Genomic DNA, 16,769 nt, shown 5'->3' with positions numbered 1-16,769 from the left:
CGGGTCAGGAGGTGAACTGCGGGACGCCGTACCGGGCGAACCGCTCGGCGACCTTGGCCGGCTCCCGGGTGGTGGCGAGCGTGAGCAGCAGCAGGATCCGGGCCTTCTGCGGCAGCAGGTCCTCGGCGGGCAGGACGCCGGGGGCGTGGGCGTCGTACACGGCGCCGCCGCCCGTCCGGGCCGCCGCCACGACCGTCACGCCCTTGCCGAGCGCACCGCGCAGCGCGCCGGCCTCGCCGGGCGAGGGGTCGCCCGCGACGACGACGCCCGCCACGCCCGCGTCGGCGAACGCGGTGATGGCCTCGCCGCCGGCGTCCGGGTAGGAGGCGACGACCTCGGTCCGGGGCAGCCTCTCCCGCCGGATCCCGGACAGGTCGAACGGCGTGCGCCAGCCGTCCCGGCCGCACTTCTGGATGCGGGCCGGCGCCCGCGGCAACCGGATCCGGTCGCCGTCGACGGTGCCGAGCACCCCGCCCTGCCCGGCCTGGAAGGCGTCGGGGCGGATCGTCGTGGTCTTGGTGGCCTCGCGGGCGGCGAGGATCTCGTTGCCGAACTCGACGACCGTGCCGAAGCACCGGGTGCGCCCGCTCGCGGCCAGTACGACGGAGTTGTACAGGTTGGCGGGGCCGTCCGCGCCGAACACGTCGGACGGCCGCATGGACCCGGTCACGACCACCGGCTTGGGGCTGCGCACCGTCAGGTCGAGGAAGTAGGCCAGTTCCTCCAGGGACTTGGTGCCCGAGGTGACCACGACCGCGTCCGCCGTGCGCAGCGCCCGGTCCACCTGGCGGGACAGGTCGTAGTAGTCGGTCATCGCGGTCTGCTCCGGCCCCTCCTGGGTGGAGACCCGCGCCACCTCGTCCAGCTCCGGGCGCAGGCCGGACACGATGTCCGCGACCGGCAGCGCGCTGCCGTCGTAGTCCTCGAAGCCGGCCCGGTCCCCGGCGACGCCCGTGATGGTGCCGCCGGTGCCGATCACGACGACCCCGGGCCGGGCGGCCCGGTGCGCCCCGTCCCCCTTCGCGGCGACGGCCGGCACCGCGGGGACCAGCCCCATGAGCAGTGCCACGACCACCAGCGGGAGCCGCCTCACGACAGCACCTGGCCGTTGTCGGCGCGCAGGGCGCGGGACCTGCGGTGGTCGAGGTGGATGAAGGTGCGGTGCAGCCAGCGGTCCTCGCCGTCGTAGCGCGGGGTGAAGTGGGTGCGGCCGTGCAGGGTGACCCGGTTGTCCACGATCGCGAGGTCGCCCGGGCGCAGGTACACGGCGCGGGTGACGGTGTCCAGGGCGGCCCGCAGCACCGTCATCGCCTCGGCGGCCTGCTCGTCCCCGGGATGGGTGGCGTGGAAGTCCACCCGCACGTCGGGGTCGTCGAAGTCGCCGCACAGGATCGGGTGCAGCGGGGCCTGCCCGCCGGGGCCGCCGAAGGACGGCGGCACCTCGGTGCGGAACCGCTCCTCGCCGAGCACCTTGCGCACGTCGTACGGCAGCAGCGCGACCGCCCGGCGGACCGGGGCGACCCGCAGCCCGGCGCCGCCGTCGTGGTCGGGGCGCAGGCACAGCAGCGCGACCATGTCCGGCCGGTACGGGTGGAAGGCGTTCTCCACGTGCAGTTCGAGGGGGACCGAACCGGCGTTGCTCTGCTGCTCCTCGCGGCCGGCCACCGGTACGACGTTCTGCACCAGGGCGCCGCTCTTCTCGTCCCGGTAGGCGATGACCTCGCCGAGCTGCGAGGAGACCAGGGCGATGGTCCCGGCGGCCGGGGTGGCCGTCCGCTCGACCGACTCGTGGACGGTGGGGGTGGGCGCGAGCGCGGGCCCCAGCGGCAGGTTGCGGACCAGCAGCATGCCGTCCGCCTCCGGGGCGTGCCGGAACTCCCGCAGTCTGCGGCGCAGCCGCCGGGGGAGTTCCCCGGACATCCCCCGGCAGGCGTCCAGCCAGCTCCGGTCGTCCACCAGGCGCGGCTCCACCTCGGCGAGCGCCTCGGCGACCGCCCCGGTCCGCTCCCTCTCCGCCTCGGTGAGGGTGAACACGTGGTCCTCGGTCATGATGTGCCTTCCTGAACGGGATCGGACAGATCGCGGACCAGCGGGTCCGGGCCGAGCGCGACCGCTTCGAGCACCCGGGCACAGCGCGCGGCCAGCCGCCGCGCCTCGGCGGGGCCGAAGGCGTCCGGCCGGTGCCCGAGCCGCAGCGACAGCCGCGCGCCCGGGACGACCGCCAGCCGCAGCGGGAAGTGGGTGTCGTCCGCGGCCTCGAACGCGCGCATCCGCAGCCGCCCGCCGAGGGCAGCCGCCCACGCGGTCGGATCCATCGGGTAGTTCACGAACAGCGTCGTGGTGTCGAACAGGGTGCGCAGGCCGGCCGCCCGCTGGATCTCGGCCAGGCCCAGGTGGTCGTGCGGCTGCAGCGCGGCCTGCTCCCGCTGGAGGCGCAGCAGGGCCGCGAGGAACGGCTCGTCGGGCGCGAGCCGCACCCGCACCGGGACGGTGTTGGTGAACAGCCCGACCATGCCCTCGACCCCGGGCAGCTCGGGCGGCCGGCCGGACACCGAGGACCCGAAGACGACGTCGTGGCCGCCGGTCAGCTCGCCGAGCACCACGGCCCAGGCGCCCTGCACGACCGTGTTCAGCGTCAGACCGTGCGCCGCCGTACGGGCCGTCAGCGCCTCGGTGGTCGCCTCGTCCAGCTCGCGGACGACCAGCTCGTGCGCCACCTCGGTACGGCCCGTGGTGCCGGCCAGGGTCGGGCCGGGCAGGCCGGCCAGCGCCTCGCGCCAGGCCCGGCGCGCCGCGTCCCGGTCCCGGCCGGCCAGCCAGGCCGCGTACCGCCCGTACGGCGTGACGGGCGCGAGCCGGTCCCCCGCGTACAGGGAGAACAGCTCCCGCACCAGCACCGAGGTGGACCAGCCGTCCCACACGATGTGGTGGACGGTCAGCACCAGCCGATACCGCCGCGCGCCCAGCCTGAGCAGCAGGAACCGCAGCAGTGGGGGCTGCGCCGGGTCGAACCGGTCCCGGCGGTCCGCGGCGGCCAGCCGTACGGCCTCCGCCTCCGCGTCGGGGCGTCCGGTCAGGTCCTCCTCCCGCCAGGGCAGCGCGACCCGGGCCGGCAGGACCTGGACCGGCTCGTCCAGGTCGCCGTAGTAGAAGGCGGCGCGCAGGTTGGCGTGCCGGTCCAGGGCGGCCTCGGCGGCGGCCCTCATCCGTGCGGCGTCGAGGTCCCCGTCGAGGTCGACGCCCAGCTGGGCCGCGTAGACGTCGAGCGTGTGCTCGGTCCGCATGCTGTGGACGAGGAAACCTTCTTGCAGCGGGGAGAGCGGCAGCAGGTCGGCGAGCGGGCCGTAGTGCCCGGCCAGTTCGTCGATCTCGTCCTGGGCCAGGTGGACCAGCGGCACGTCGGACGGGGTGAGCCCGCCCGCCCCGGGACGGCGCCCGTGCCGGGCCAGGCCCTCCAGGGCGGTCCGGAACAGGGCGGTCAGTTCGGCGACCCGCTCGCCGGGGAAGAGCCGCCGCGGCCAGTGCACGGTGACGGTCAGCTCGGGCCCGGACGGGCCGTCGAAGGTGGCCGCGACGATCTCCAGCTCGTGCGCGAACGGCATCCGCGGGTCGGCGTCGGCGTGGAAACCCCCGTCGGTCAGCTCCCAGTCGGCGCCCTGCCCCGAGGAGAACCGCCCCAGGTAGTTGAAGCCCATCCGCGGGGCGGGCAGCCCCGACAGCCGGGCCCGGGACGGCTCGTGGAGGTGGCGCAGCATGCCGTAGCCGAGGCCGTGGTCGGGCAGCTCGCGCAACTGCTCCTTGACCCGCTTGAGCGCGCCGCCCAGGGCCGGGCCCGCCGCCGCCACCTCCGGCCAGGCGACCTCGCCCGGGTCGAGGCGGACCGGGTACATGCTGGTGAACCAGCCGACGGTGCGGTCCAGCCGGACACCGGGGAAGACGTCCTCCCGGCCGTGCCCCTCCAGGTCGCACAGGACCGCGCCGTCCGCACCGCGCCAGCGGCGGTAGGCCAGGGCCAGCCCGGTCAGCAGCACCTCGGTCACCCCCGCGCGGAACGCGGCGGGCACCTCGGTGAGCAGCGCCCCGGTCGTCTCCGGGGAGAGGGTCACCGTGTGGCTGCGGGCGGTGGCGAACAGGTCGGCGGCCGGGTCCAGGCCGCCGTCCGCGGCCCCCGGGTCGGCGGTGCGCGCGATCCGCTCCCACAGCGCCAGCTCCCCGGCCCGCTCCGGTGCCGCCTCGGTCAGCAGGCGGGCCCAGGTGCGCACCGAGGTGCCCACCGCGGGCAGCGGGGCGCCGGTCATCGCCGAGGCGAGGTCCTGGAGGAGCACCCGCCAGGACACGCCGTCCACGGCCAGGTGGTGCAGGGTCAGCTCCAGCAGGCCGGGGGCGCCGGGTCCGCCCGGGAACCAGACGGCCTGGTGCAGGACGCCCCGCGCCGGGTCGAGCCGGTCCCGCGCGGCCGCGCGGTGCTCGTCCCCGTCTCCCGGCCCGGGTACGACGGTCAGCTCGGGCACCACCGTGCCGGGCGGCCCGACCTCCGGGCGCCCGCCGTCGCCCAGCCGCATGCGCAGCGCGTCGTGGTGGTCGATCAGGGCGCGCAGGCCGTCGGCCAGGGCCTCGGGCGTGGTGCCCGCGGGCGTGCGGACCGTCACCGACTGGCTGAAGCGCGAGCTGGGGGCGTGCTGTTCGGCCAGCCAGGCCACGATCGGGGTGAGCGGCACCTCGCCGATGCCGGCGCCCTCCGGCTCGGCGGCCTCCTCGTCGGGCAACGGGCGGGCGATGCGGGCCAGTTCGGCGGCCGTCGGGTGCAGGAACACCTCGCGCGAGGTGAGTTCGAGCCCGGCCCTGCGGGCGCGGCTGACCAGTTGCAGCGCCATGATGCTGTCGCCGCCCCGGTCGAAGAAGGAGGCCCGGGCGCCGACCCGGTCCAGCCCCAGGACGTCGGCGAAGAGCGCGCGCAGCGTCTCCTCGGCCGGGGAGCCCGCCGGGTCCGTGCCGTCGTCCTCCCGCCCCTCGGGCGGGGCGGGCAGCGCGCGGCGGTCGACCTTGCCGTGCGGGGTCAGCGGGAAGGCGTCCAGCACGACGAGCGCGGCGGGCACCATGGCCTCGGGCAGGACCCGCCGGGCCAGCTCCCGGACCTCGGCGGTGTCGAGCGGCCCGGCCGGGAGCAGATACCCGACCAGCCGCCGGGCGCCGGGGCGGTCCTCGCGCAGGGCCACGGCCGCCGCGCGGACACCGGGGTGCCGGCTCAGCGCGGCCTCCACCTCGCCCGCCTCGATCCTGAGCCCGCGCAGCTTGAACTGCCCGTCCCCGCGGCCGAGATACTCCAGCTGGCCGTCCGGGCGGCGCCGGACGCGGTCCCCGGTCCGGTACATGCGGTCGCCGTCCGGGCCGAACGGGCAGGGCAGGAAACGGTCCGCGGTCAGGTCCGGGCGGCCGTGGTAGCCGCGCGCCACCCCGGCGCCCGCGATGTACAGCTCGCCGGGGCAGCCGGTGGGGACGGGCTCCAGCCGCTCGTCCAGCACGTAGACCCGCGCCCCGGAGACGGGCCGGCCGATCGGCGGCCGGCCCTCGGCGCACAGCGGGCCGCTGCCGGTCGCCGCCACGGTCGTCTCGGTCGGGCCGTACATGTTGAACATGCGGCGGCCGGGCGCCCAGCGGGCGACGAGCGCCTCGTCCACGGCCTCGCCGCCGACGATCAGCACGTCCAGGTCGGGCAGTTCCCGGGCGGGCAGACCGGCCAGCACGGCCGTCGGCAGCGCCAGATGGGTGATGCGGGCGTCCCGCAGCAGCACCGCGAGGTCGTCCGGCGCCAGGGCCGAGGTGTCCGGCGCGAGCACCAGCGTGGCACCGGAGACCAGCGCGGGCCAGATGTCGCCCACGGCGGCGTCGAAACCGGGCGAGAGGTACTGCAGCACCCGGCCGCCGGGCCCGAGCCCGAACCGCTCGGCGTGGTCGAGGGCGAGGTTGGCGAGCGCGCCGTGCGGGACGACCACGCCCTTGGGCAGGCCGGTCGAGCCCGAGGTGTAGATGACGTACGCGGCCGAGTCCGGGTCGGGACGGCCGAAGCCCTCCCGCGCCGTCCCGGCGGGGCCCTCCTCGGTGAGGACGCACACGGGTGCGGCGTCCGCCAGCAGGTGGTCGATCCGCTCCCTCGGGTATCCGGGGTCGAGCGGGACGTAGGCGGCGCCGGCCCGCAGGCAGGCGAGCATCGCCACGACGAGGCCGGCCGTGCGGGGCATCAGCAGCGCCACGTTCGTGCCCGGTCCCGCGCCCCGGGCGCGCAGCCGGGCGGCCAGCGCGTCGGCCCGCGCGTTGAGTTCGCCGTAGGTCAGCGTGGTCCCCCCGGCCTCGACGGCCGGTTCCCCGGCCGGGCGGGCGGCGACGAGCCCGGGCACGTCACCCGCGTGCGCGGGGAAGGGTGCCCGGGCGGGCAGCAGGGCCGTGCGCTCGCCGGGGGTCAGCAGGTCCAGCTCGCCGATCGGCGTGTGCACCGAGCCCGCCGCCCGCGCGACGAACCCGGCCAGTCGCGCGGCGTGCGCGGCCAGGCCGTCGGCGTCGTGCAGTTCGGGACCGGCGTCGAAGAGCAGCGTGCCCGGCGTGCCGTCCGGCCGGCCGCTGACCGCCACGGACAGGTCGGGGGTGGGGCCGGAGGCCAGGTTCGTCACCCGGCCGGTGGCGCTCCCGAAGGCGAGGTCGCGCTCGTACGGCATGAAGTTGACCAGCGTCCCGAGCAGGCCGCCCTCCCGCCCGGTCACGCCCAGCTCGCGGCACAGGTCCTCGTGCCGGTAGCGCTCGTGCCGCAGCGCGGTCCCGATCTCCGCCGCCACCACGGGCACCAGGTCGGCGAGGCTCGCCTGCGGCGGGATGTCGAAGCGCAGCGCGACGGTGCCCGTCGCCAACCCGGGCACCCGCCGCGAGCGCGGACCGCGCCGCCCGGACACCGGCAGGCCGAGGATCACGTCGGAGCGCCCGGTCATCCGCCGGACGTAGCCGGCGGTCGCCGCGACGAGGACGGTCTGCCAGGTGGCGCCGAGGGCCTGGGCCGCCCCGGCGAGCGCCGCGCGCCCGGCCTCGGGCAGCGGCTCCTCCCGGCGCAGACGCGGCGGCCGGTCACCGGCCGGGGCGGCGCCGGGCAGCAGGACGGGCTCGGGACGGTCCGCGAAGCGGGCACTCCAGTAGGCGCGGTCCGCCTCGAACCGGGGCGAGGAGCGGTAGCCCGCCTCCTCCTCGGCGAGGGTGTGCAGCGGCTCGAAACCGGCCGGGCCGGGCCGCTCGCCGCACAGTGCGGCGAGCCGGTCGCGCAGCAGGTGCACCCCGTAGGCGTCCACGAGAATGTGATGAATTCGGTAGTAGAACAGCAACCGCGACGGACCGAGCCGGAAAACGGCCGCGTGCGACAGCGGCCCTTTCTCCAGATCCACGGAGGTCGCCAGATCGGCGTCCATCCATTTCCGGGCGGCCTCCTCCGGATCCGCGGCGGCGCGCAGATCGACCAGGGGAGGCGCAGGCGCCGGGGCCGCGGCCACGTACTGCCGCAGGCCCTCGCCGTCCTCGCCGACCGAGGCCACCCGCAGCACCTCGGCCTCGGAACACAACCGCACCCAGGCCCGCCGGAGCACCTCGGGGTCCAGGTCACCGCGGATGTCGATGCACTCGCCGCAGTTGTAGCGCCGGCCCGATGGGTCCAGCTGGTGGGCGAACCAGACGCCCTGCTGCGCCATGGAGAGCGGAAGCCGCCGTTGGTATTCCATGCCGGGAAGCGTGCGCGGCCCGGCTATCAGCGGCCTATAGCAAAACGACCTCCGGTCATGAGGCCGGACGGGTATAGCGGCAATATGGGCGCGTTATCGGATGCGATTTGACGCTCGGCCCCATGGTGATAGCCGCGAATCCGGTAGCGCCCCTCCCCGCGGACCGGTTGCTGACGTTCCTGCTCCAGGCGGGCGTGCTGCTGGGCACCGCTCTGGTCCTCGGCAGGCTGGCCCGGCGGGTGAACCTCCCCGCGGTCGCGGGCGAGTTGTGCGCCGGGGTGCTGCTCGGCCCGTCCGTGCTCGGCGCGCTCGGCGTGTGGCACGGCCCGGACACCGGGCAGCTGCACCTCCTCGACGCCACCGGCCAGCTCGGCGTGCTGCTGCTGGTCGGCCTGTCCGGCGCCGAACTGGACCTGCGGCTGGTGCGCACCCGCGGGGCGACCGCGGCGAAGATCAGCCTCGGCGGGCTGCTCGTGCCGCTCGCCTTCGGGGTGGCGGCGGGCCTCCTCCTGCCGCTGTCGCTGCTGTCGGGCGGCGCGGACCGCACGGTCGTCGCGCTGTTCCTCGGCGTGGCGATGTGCGTGAGCGCCATCCCCGTCATCGCCAAGACCCTGCTGGACATGAACCTGCTGCACCGCAACGTGGGGCAGCTGACGCTGACCGCGGCCGTCATGGACGACGTGGTCGGCTGGCTGCTGCTCTCGGTGGTGTCCGCGATGGCCACGACCGGCCTGAGGACCCAGACGGTACTGGGCTCCGTGGCCGAGATCGCCGCCGTGCTGCTGGTCGCCGCGTTCGTGCTCCGGCCGGCGGTCCGGGTCGTGCTGCGGCGCGGCCCGGTGATCGCGCCGGTGGCGGTCGTCCTCCTGCTGGGCGGCGCGGCCACCCAGGCCCTCGGCATCGAGGCCGTGTTCGGGGCGTTCGTCTGCGGGGTCGTGATCGCGTCGGTCAACCCCCGCCCACAGGCCCTGGCCCCGCTGCGCACGGTCACCCTGACCGTCCTGGCGCCGCTGTTCTTCGCCCTGGCGGGCCTGCGGATGGACCTGACCGCCCTGGCCGATCCCGCGGTCGCCGCGGTCGCCGCCGGCATCCTGCTGCTGGCCGTCGCCGGCAAGTTCCTCGGCGCGTGGATCGGGGCCACGGCCAGCGGCCTCAGCACGGCGGAGGCGCTGGCCTGCGGTGCCGGCATGAACGCCCGCGGGGTCATTGAGGTGATCGTCGCGATGACCGGGCTGCGGCTCGGCGTCCTGAACGCCACCGCCTACACCACGATCGTGCTCGTCGCGATCGTCACCTCCCTCATGGCCCCGCCCCTGCTGCGCAGGGCGATGGACCGCATCGAGCACACCGCCGAGGAACAGATGCGGCTGACCTGGCCGTCCGTCCCGGAGAAGAAATCGGAGATCCCATGAGCGACCTGCCCCACCTCATCGAGGGCGCGCCCGGTGCCCCGCCGCCGGCGGAGTTCACCGCGCTGCACCGCGACGACCTGCGCGGCCGGCTGACCCGGCACGGCGCCGTGCTGCTGCGGGGCTTTTCCACCGGCCCCGATCTGCTGCGCGGCGTCGACGACGTGGTGCGCGCCTTCTCGGGCCCGCCGCTGGAGTACGCCGAGCAGTCGTCCCCGCGGACGGCCCTGCACGGCAACATCTACACGTCCACGGACTACCCGCCCGACGAGGAGATCTTCCTGCACAACGAGAACTCCTACCAGGCGTCCTGGCCCGGGGTGCTGTTCTTCACCTGCGTCGAGCCGCCGCACACCCAGGGCGCGACCCCGCTCGCCGACACCCGGGAGATCCACCGCTCGATCGACCCGGCGGTCCGCGCGGAGTTCGAGGAGCGCGGCTGGATGGTCGTGCGCAACTACCGGCCGCGCTTCGGCGTCGACTGGCGGACCTCCTTCGGCACCGGGGACCGCGACGAGATCGCCCGCCTGTGCGCGGCCCGCGACCTGCGCTGGTCCTGGCAGGACGGCGACGTGCTGCGCACCGAGGGCGTCCGCGGGGCCGTCCACCGGCACCCGGTCACGGGGGAGTCCGTCTGGTTCAACCACATCACCTTCTTCCACGACAGCACGCTGCCCGGGGACGTCCGGGAGGGCCTGCTGGAGCTGTTCGGGCCCGACGGCCTGCCAGCCAACAGCTACTACGGCGACGGCGGCACCATCCCCGACGAGGTCATCGCCCACCTGCGCGAGTGCTACCGCACGGCCCGCCGCAGGTTCGACTGGCAGCGCGGGGACATCCTCCTGGTCGACAACATGCTCGCGGCGCACGGCCGGGAGCCGTTCACCGGGCCGCGCAGGATCGCCGTGGCCATGGCCGAGCCCGTCGTCCCGGCGGGGCTGCGGTGAGCTGGTTCCGCACGTTCCACGCCCGGCCCGGGGCCCGCGTCCGCCTGGTCTGCCTTCCCTACGCAGGCGGCGGCGCGGGCCTCTACCGTGCGCTGGCACACAAGCTCCCGCCCTCGATCGAGGTCGTGGCCGTGCAGTACCCGGGGCGTCAGGACCGGCGGGCCGAGGCCCCGGTCGCGGACCTGGAGGTGCTGGCCGACCGGATCGCGGACGAGCTGACCGCGCTGGACGGCCCGCCCGTGGCGCTGTTCGGGCACAGCCTGGGCGCCACGGTCGGCTTCGAGGTGGCCCGCCGGATGCTCCCCCGGTTCCCGTCCCCGGTCGTCCGGCTGTTCGTCTCCGCGCGCAAGGCGCCCGCCGACCACCGGCCGAGCGGGCGCGACTTCCGGGAGGACGCCGTGCTGCGGGCCTGGGCCGAGCGCTCGGGCGAGGCGGCCCGGCAGGCTGCGGCCGACCCCGACCTGTGGCAGCTGGCGGCGCCCGCGCTGGCCGCCGACCTGATGATGTCGGAGACCTACACGGCCCGGCCCGGCGCCAAGGTGACCTGCCCGGTCACCGCCATCGCCGGCACCGCCGACCACGGCTGCGGCGCGGCGGAGATGGGCCGCTGGGCGGCGCACACCATCGGCGGCTTCGAGGTCGCCGAGGTCGCGGGAGACCACTACTTCATCGACGACCCGTCCGCCGGACTGTGCGGGATCCTCGAAGGACTCGTCCGGGGCTGAGGGCATGCGGAAGGGGCGGGATCCACACGGATCCCGCCCCTTTCCCGGTGTGCGGCTACTCGCCCTTGCCGGCCAGGTCGAGCAGCCGGCCCCGCAGGAAGAAGCGGGTGGCGACGACCGCGACGGACACCGCGACCACCGCGCAGGCGGCGCCCACGGCCACGATGGACCCCCACGGCACCGCGAAGGCGAACCCTCCGGCCAGTTTGGTGAGCGCGGCCCGCTGGCCGACGACCACCAGGCCGGCCGCGACCGCGCCGAGGATCACCCCGGCGACCGCCGCGACCGCGGTCTCCGCCGCGACGTACTTGAGGGTGTCGCCGCGCGTGGCGCCCGTCAGGTTCAGCGCCGCCAGCTCGCGGCGCCGGCCCGGGGCGGCCATCACCAGGGTGTTGGCGATCGCGAGCAGCGCGTAGCCCAGCGCGAGGGCGAACACGATCAGTGTCGCGAGCCGGGCCTGGTCCTGCTGGTCGGCGCGCATCTCGTCGAGGAACTCCGCCATCGGCGCCACCTTGACCGGCTGGCCGTGCGCCGCCTCGCGCAGCGCGGCGGCCACCGCGGCCCGGTCGCCGCCCCGGTCCACCGACACGTCGATCCGGGTCGGCTCGCCACCGGCCGCGTGGGCGGCGGAGACGTAGCCGGTCTCGCCGAGCACCGACGGTCCGGTCAGCGCCGCGACCGTCAGGTCCACCGCCGTCCCGTCGGGCAGCCCGGCCTTCACCTCGTCGCCGGCCTTGATGCCGAACTCGGCCGCGGTGTCCTCGTCGAGGACGAGCTGCCGGTCGCCGAACCGGTCGAGCGAACCCTCGGTGATCTTCAGGTTCTGGGTGGCGGCCAGCGCCTTCGGGTCCACGGCCCAGCTGGACAGGGTGCCGATGTAGCGGTCCTTCGCCCCGGACAGGCGCAGTTCGCCCGGGGTCAGCGCGGCGGCCCGCACGCCCGGCAGGGCGAGCACCTTCTCCCGGGTGGCGGCCCCGATGGCGGCGCCGTCGTCGGCGACCATCGTGTAGTCGGCCCTCGCCTGGGCGCGCAGCCCCGCCGCACCGGCGTCGCCGGCGGCGACCGGCGCGGTGAGCAGCGCGCCGCCGAGGCCGAGCGCCAGCACGACCGGCGCCGCGACGGAGGCGGTGCGGCGGCCGGCGAACATGGCGCCCTCCCGCACGATCATGGCTCCGGCGCCGAGCCGGCCCAGCGGCCAGGAGGCGAGGAACAGCACCGGGCGCAGCAGCAGCGGGGTCAGCAGCGCGCAGCCGCCCACGATCAGCACCGGCACCGGGAAGTAGTTCTGCATGCTCATCGCGGTGAGCGGGCTGTCCACGGCCGACAGGCTCTTCTGCAGGCCGAGCCCGAGCAGGGCGACCCCGAGCAGCAGCCGGACGGGGGTCAGCACCCGGCGCCGCCCGGTGGCCTCGCGCAGCGCCTCGGCGGGCTTGACCCGGCCCGCCTTCCAGGACACGGCGGCGGTGCCGAGCATCGCCGACAGCAGACCCGCGGCGAAGGCGATCACCAGGGGCGGCCAGACGACGTCGATCTCGTACCAGGCCGGCGCGATGTCCTTGTCGATCATGAAGTCCTGGAGCAGCGCGGCACCCTGGGCACCGATCAGGCAGCCCAGCGCGGAGGCGACCGCCGCCAGCAGCAGCGCCTCCAGCAGCACCATCCGCCGCACCTGCCAGGGCGTCGCCCCGATGGTGCGGAACAGGGCGAGTTCCCGGCGGCGCTGGTCCACCACGAACGCGAAGGTGGCGATCACCACGAAGACCGCGACGAACGCCACGATCATCAGCGAGGTGCCGGCCATGCCCTCGGCGTCCCTGAGCTGGTCCCGGCCGCCCTCCTGGTCGGCCTCGGCGAGCAGCCGGGACTCCCCGGTCAGCACGCTCGCCCGTCCGGCCGCGTCGCGGACCTCGCCCGGCGGGCCGTAGGCCACGACGGCCTGGACACCGGGCGACAGCCGCCGGGCCTCGGCGTCGGTGAAGAACACGGCGTCCTCGAACCAGACCAGGTCCGTGACGCCGACGACCTCGTAGCGGGTGAAGCCGCCGCCCACGGCGACCTCGACCCGCTTGCCGACCAGGGCGGGATCGCCGCCGCCGACCACGATCTCGCCGGCGGCGCGCGGGGCCCGGCCCGCGGCGAGCCGGTAGGGGGTGAAGGCGGCCGCCGACCACGGATGGCCGACCTGGTCGCCGGGGCCCCCGGGCAGCCGGGCGGAGAACGACCGGTCCTCGACGGTCCTGCCGGTGCCGGCCAGCGCGCGCACGGTGGAGGCGGGCAGGTCGCCCGGGCGCGCGATCGGGAACTCGCGCGGGTCACCGTCCTCGTCGGCCAGCTTGTAGGTGACGGGCTGGGTCACGACGGCGGGGGCCGCGGCGTACCGCTGCGGCCCCGACAGGTCGGTGGACCCCACGGCCCACAGGGCGAGCGTCATCATCGCGATGATGCCGACCCCCAGCGCCAGGGCGACGAACGCGCCCGCGTACGAGACGGCACGGGCTCGTACGGTCGCGAGCGCCAGCCTCACCATGACTGCTCCAGTTTCGTGATCCGCGCCGCGGCCAGCTCGGGGGTGGGGGATTCCAGCACGCCCGCCGGGCGGCCGTCGGCCAGGAAGACGATCTGGTCGGCGTAGGAGGCGGCGACCGGGTCGTGGGTGACCATGATGATCGTCTGTCCGGTGGTGTCGACCAGCTCGCGCAGCAACTGCATGACCTGCCGGGAGGACTTGGAGTCCAGCGCCCCGGTCGGCTCGTCGGCGAACAGCACCTTCGGCCCGGTCAGCAGCGCCCGCGCGATCGCGACCCGCTGCTGCTGGCCGCCCGACAGCTCGCCGGGACGGTGCTGCTTGCGCTCGCCCAGCCCCAGCCGCTCCAGCGCCGCGTCCACGGCCTTGCGGGCGGGTTTCTTCCCCGCCAGCATCAGCGGCAGCGCCACGTTCTGCCGCGCCGTCAGCGACGGGATGAGGTTGAAGGTCTGGAAGACGAAGCCGACATGCCGTCGTCTCAGCCTGGTCAGCGCGGCCTCGCTCAGCCCGCGCAGCGCAGTGCCCGCCAGCGTGACCTCGCCGGAGTCGACCCGGTCTATGCCGGCCGCGCACTGCAACATGGTCGACTTGCCCGAACCCGAGGGGCCCATCACCGCGGTGAAGACCCCTTCGGGGAAGTCCAGCGTCACCTCGTCGAGGGCGATGACCCTGTTGTCGCGCTTGCCGAATCCTCTGCTCACGGACTCAAGCCGCACCATCGCCGTTCCCGTATCCATATCCGGAACGGTAGGCGCGGGATCTATACCCGGCCCATACGTCCGGCCCAGTCGGCCGGATCCGGCCGCGCGCACCCCTTTGGCCTCGGTGTATCTGGCGAATATGGCTCGGTTATGGCGGGTTCCCGAAGCTCGACAGGGTCCGTGTCTGCACGGATCCCTTGTTCACCGGAGGTGGGAAAATGCACGCTGAGGAAGCCGACGACCGCCGCTATCTCGTGGTGCTCAACGACGAGGAGCAGTACTCGGTCTGGTGGGCCGACCGGGACCTCCCGGCCGGCTGGCACCCGGAGGGCACCGAGGGCACCAAGGACGAATGCCTGGCCCACATCGGGAAGATCTGGACCGACCTGCGGCCGGCGAGCCTGCGCCGCCGGATGGCTGCGGCCCGATGAGCACCGCCCGCAGGCTGGTGTCGCTCCAGGACCTGGGCGACGACGAGCTGGAGCGGATCGTGCGCCGGGGCGTCGCCCACTCCGCGGGCACCTCCGTCCACCACGAGCCGCTGGCCGGCCAGGTGGTCGGCATCTACTTCGGGATGACCTCGACCCGGACCAGGACCGCGTTCTGGTCCTCGGCGCTCCGGCTCGGCGCCCACGTCATCAACTTCGGTCCGGCGGACCTGCAGACCAACACCGGTGAGGCCGCCTCGGACACCGGACGGGTGCTGTCGGGCATGCTCGACCTGCTCGTCGCCCGGACCGGCCGGCCCACCGCCGAACTGGAGGTCTGGGCCGGGCAGCACCGGATGCCGGTGGTCAACGCGATGACCGAGGAGGAGCACCCGACCCAGGCGCTCGCCGACCTCACCACCCTGCGGCGCCACTTCGGCTCGCTCGACGGACTGCGGGTGCTCTACGTCGGCGAGGGCAACAACACCGCGTCCGCGCTGGCACTGGCGCTGGGCCGCACCCCCGGCGTGGAACTCCAGCTGCGCACCCCGCCCGGCTACGGCCTCGACCCCCGCTTCCTGGAACTGGCGCGCGGCCACGCCCGGCGGTCCGGGGCCCGGGTCGAGGAGAGCCACCGGATGGAGCCCGCGCCCCAGGGCTTCGACGTCGTCTACACGACGCGCTGGCAGACCACCGGCACCACCAAGCCCGACCCCGACTGGCGGCGGACCTTCCAGCCGTTCCAGGTGACCCGGGAGCTGTGGCGGGGCAGCCCGGACGCGGTGTTCATGCACGACCTGCCCGCCCACCGGGGCGAGGAGGTCACCGCGGACGTGCTGGACGGCCCGATGAGCATCGCCTTCCAGCAGGCCGAGAACAAGATGCACAGCGCCATGGCGGTCCTGGAGTGGTGCCACGGCGCCCCCATGGAGGACCGCGTCGAGGGGGCGGCCGCCGGGGCGGGCCGTACCGAGGGCGAAAAGGCATCCCTGTGGTGACCGGGATCAGTCCCAGCGGCGCGTCGGCCAAGGCCGGCGCGCCGCCGCCGTTGCGGCGCAACCGGGACTTCCTGCTGCTGTGGACCGGTGCGGGCGCCGCCCAGCTCGGCGCCCGCACCGGAGTGATCGCCTACCCGCTGCTCATCCTGTGGGGCAACGGCACCGCCGCCGACGCCGGACTGGTCGCGTTCGCCGGGCTGCTGCCCATGCTGGTGCTCCAGCTGCCCGCCGGGGTGCTGGTGGACCGCTGGGACCGGCGCCGCCTCATGCTGGTCTGCAACGTGGTCGGGCTGGCGGCGATGGCCAGCGTGGTGGCCGTGGTGCTGGCCGGCCGGGTCTGGCTGCCGCACGTCCTCGCGGTCGCGTTCGTGGACGGCGCGGCGACGATCTTCTACCAGCTGGCCGAGCGCACCGCGGTCCGCAACGTGGTGCACCCCGACCGGCTGTCCTCCGCGCTGGCCCAGAACGAGGCACGGGGACGGGCGGCGGGCCTGCTCGGCCAGCCGGTCGGCGGCGCCGCGTTCTCGGTCGCGAGCTGGCTGCCGTTCGGGGTGGTCGCCGCCGGGCACCTGCTGTCCCTGGTCAACCTCAGCCTGGTCAGGGCGCCCTTCCAGGAGGAACGCGGACCGGGCGGGCGGGACTGGAAGACGGAGGTGCGCCAGGGCCTGTCCTGGCTGTGGGGGCAGCGGTTCCTGCGCGCGGCGATCGGCGTCGTGGCGGTCACCAACCTGCTGTTCCAGATCGTCAACATGGCCCCGCTCGTGGTCATCCGGGAGCACGGCGGCTCGGCGGCCCAGGTCGGGCTGATCGGGCTGGTCTCCGGTCTCGGCGGGGTGGCCGGCGCGCTGTCGGCCGCCAAGCTGCTGACCGGGATCAGGCTGCCGAACATCCTGCTGGGCACCCTGGCGAGCTGGACGGTCCTGGTCCCCGCGGTCGCCCTGACCACGCAGTACTGGGCCCTGCTGGCGCTGTACGCGGCGATGTCCTTCACGGGCGCGGCGCTCAACGTCGGCGCCGGGGCCTACATGGCGCACCTGGTCCCCGACGAGATCCACGGCAAGGCGATGAGCGCGGTCATGCTGGCCTCCTGGGGGGCGAACTCCGTGGGCGCGCTGGCCGCGGGCTTCCTGCTGGACGCCTTCAGCACCGTCACCGTGCTGCTCGGGGTTGCCGCGGCCATGCTCCTGTGCACCGTCGCGGCCGCCGCCAGCCCGGCCATCCGCAACCCCTGACCCAGCCGAACCGCCCAGCGGTCGAGACTCCCCACCCGGTCCCCGGGCCGGGGA

11 protein-coding genes are annotated in these 16,769 nt (G+C 75.2%); 6 read left to right on the top strand and 5 right to left on the bottom strand.

Annotated features, from left to right (window positions below):
- Nucleotides 1-4: 4 nt before the first annotated feature.
- Genes ACZ63H_RS12215 through ACZ63H_RS12205 form a run of 3 tightly spaced genes read right to left on the bottom strand, consistent with a single transcriptional unit; the run spans nt 5 to nt 7,751 of the window.
- A complete protein-coding gene (locus tag ACZ63H_RS12215) occupies nt 5-1,093 on the bottom strand; it encodes an asparaginase domain-containing protein (protein WP_469864019.1) in 1,089 nt (362 codons plus the stop codon).
- Nucleotides 1,090-2,049, bottom strand: coding sequence for a TauD/TfdA family dioxygenase (locus ACZ63H_RS12210; protein WP_469864017.1), 960 nt, complete (start codon nt 2,047-2,049; stop codon nt 1,090-1,092). Before ACZ63H_RS12210 ends, ACZ63H_RS12215 begins: the two co-directional genes overlap by 4 nt.
- Nucleotides 2,046-7,751, bottom strand: a complete 5,706-nt coding sequence (locus ACZ63H_RS12205; RefSeq protein ID WP_469864015.1) for an amino acid adenylation domain-containing protein — start codon at nt 7,749-7,751, stop codon at nt 2,046-2,048. The genes ACZ63H_RS12210 and ACZ63H_RS12205 overlap by 4 nt, the downstream gene beginning before the upstream one ends.
- A gap of 122 nt (nt 7,752-7,873) precedes the next feature.
- Here ACZ63H_RS12205 and ACZ63H_RS12200 point away from each other — a divergent pair, with 122 nt between their 5' ends.
- Genes ACZ63H_RS12200 through ACZ63H_RS12190 form a run of 3 tightly spaced genes read left to right on the top strand, consistent with a single transcriptional unit; the run spans nt 7,874 to nt 10,832 of the window.
- Nucleotides 7,874-9,163, top strand: a complete 1,290-nt coding sequence (locus tag ACZ63H_RS12200; protein WP_469864013.1) for a cation:proton antiporter — start codon at nt 7,874-7,876, stop codon at nt 9,161-9,163.
- Complete coding sequence (locus ACZ63H_RS12195; protein WP_469864011.1) at nt 9,160-10,107, top strand: TauD/TfdA family dioxygenase; 948 nt, start codon at nt 9,160-9,162, stop codon at nt 10,105-10,107. Before ACZ63H_RS12200 ends, ACZ63H_RS12195 begins: the two co-directional genes overlap by 4 nt.
- Nucleotides 10,104-10,832 (top strand): thioesterase II family protein, encoded by a 729-nt coding sequence (locus ACZ63H_RS12190; RefSeq protein ID WP_469864010.1) that lies wholly within the window; start codon nt 10,104-10,106, stop codon nt 10,830-10,832. The genes ACZ63H_RS12195 and ACZ63H_RS12190 overlap by 4 nt, the downstream gene beginning before the upstream one ends.
- A gap of 55 nt (nt 10,833-10,887) precedes the next feature.
- On the opposite strand, the gene ACZ63H_RS12185 is transcribed toward ACZ63H_RS12190, so the two are convergent.
- The gene (locus ACZ63H_RS12185; RefSeq protein ID WP_469864008.1) at nt 10,888-13,359 is read right to left on the bottom strand and encodes an ABC transporter permease; all 2,472 of its coding nucleotides are present in this window, start codon (nt 13,357-13,359) and stop codon (nt 10,888-10,890) included.
- Nucleotides 13,353-14,093 (bottom strand): ABC transporter ATP-binding protein, encoded by a 741-nt coding sequence (locus ACZ63H_RS12180; RefSeq protein ID WP_469864006.1) that lies wholly within the window; start codon nt 14,091-14,093, stop codon nt 13,353-13,355. The genes ACZ63H_RS12185 and ACZ63H_RS12180 overlap by 7 nt, the downstream gene beginning before the upstream one ends.
- A gap of 182 nt (nt 14,094-14,275) precedes the next feature.
- Between ACZ63H_RS12180 and ACZ63H_RS12175 the strand changes: the two genes are divergently transcribed.
- Genes ACZ63H_RS12175 through ACZ63H_RS12165 form a run of 3 tightly spaced genes read left to right on the top strand, consistent with a single transcriptional unit; the run spans nt 14,276 to nt 16,715 of the window.
- Nucleotides 14,276-14,488, top strand: a complete 213-nt coding sequence (locus tag ACZ63H_RS12175) for an MbtH family protein (RefSeq protein ID WP_467933309.1) — start codon at nt 14,276-14,278, stop codon at nt 14,486-14,488.
- Nucleotides 14,485-15,483 (top strand): ornithine carbamoyltransferase, encoded by a 999-nt coding sequence (locus ACZ63H_RS12170; protein ID WP_469864004.1) that lies wholly within the window; start codon nt 14,485-14,487, stop codon nt 15,481-15,483. Before ACZ63H_RS12175 ends, ACZ63H_RS12170 begins: the two co-directional genes overlap by 4 nt.
- Nucleotides 15,480-16,715, top strand: a complete 1,236-nt coding sequence (locus ACZ63H_RS12165; RefSeq protein ID WP_469864002.1) for an MFS transporter — start codon at nt 15,480-15,482, stop codon at nt 16,713-16,715. Before ACZ63H_RS12170 ends, ACZ63H_RS12165 begins: the two co-directional genes overlap by 4 nt.
- Nucleotides 16,716-16,769: the final 54 nt, after the last annotated feature.

Source organism: Streptomyces sp. NPDC104831, assembly GCF_055583025.1.
This window is presented reverse-complemented; position numbering and strand designations above follow the sequence as displayed.

What these genes read in the sequence shown, in the direction of transcription:
- ACZ63H_RS12195 (WP_469864011.1), top strand. Translation starts at nt 9,160, where the DNA reads ATGAGCGACCTGCCCCACCTCATCGAGGGCGCGCCCGGTGCCCCGCCG.
- ACZ63H_RS12210 (WP_469864017.1), bottom strand. Translation starts at nt 2,049, where the DNA reads ATGACCGAGGACCACGTGTTCACCCTCACCGAGGCGGAGAGGGAGCGG.
- ACZ63H_RS12205 (WP_469864015.1), bottom strand. Translation starts at nt 7,751, where the DNA reads ATGGAATACCAACGGCGGCTTCCGCTCTCCATGGCGCAGCAGGGCGTC.
- ACZ63H_RS12175 (WP_467933309.1), top strand. Translation starts at nt 14,276, where the DNA reads ATGCACGCTGAGGAAGCCGACGACCGCCGCTATCTCGTGGTGCTCAAC.
- ACZ63H_RS12200 (WP_469864013.1), top strand. Translation starts at nt 7,874, where the DNA reads ATGGTGATAGCCGCGAATCCGGTAGCGCCCCTCCCCGCGGACCGGTTG.
- ACZ63H_RS12180 (WP_469864006.1), bottom strand. Translation starts at nt 14,093, where the DNA reads ATGGATACGGGAACGGCGATGGTGCGGCTTGAGTCCGTGAGCAGAGGA.
- ACZ63H_RS12185 (WP_469864008.1), bottom strand. Translation starts at nt 13,359, where the DNA reads ATGGTGAGGCTGGCGCTCGCGACCGTACGAGCCCGTGCCGTCTCGTAC.
- ACZ63H_RS12170 (WP_469864004.1), top strand. Translation starts at nt 14,485, where the DNA reads ATGAGCACCGCCCGCAGGCTGGTGTCGCTCCAGGACCTGGGCGACGAC.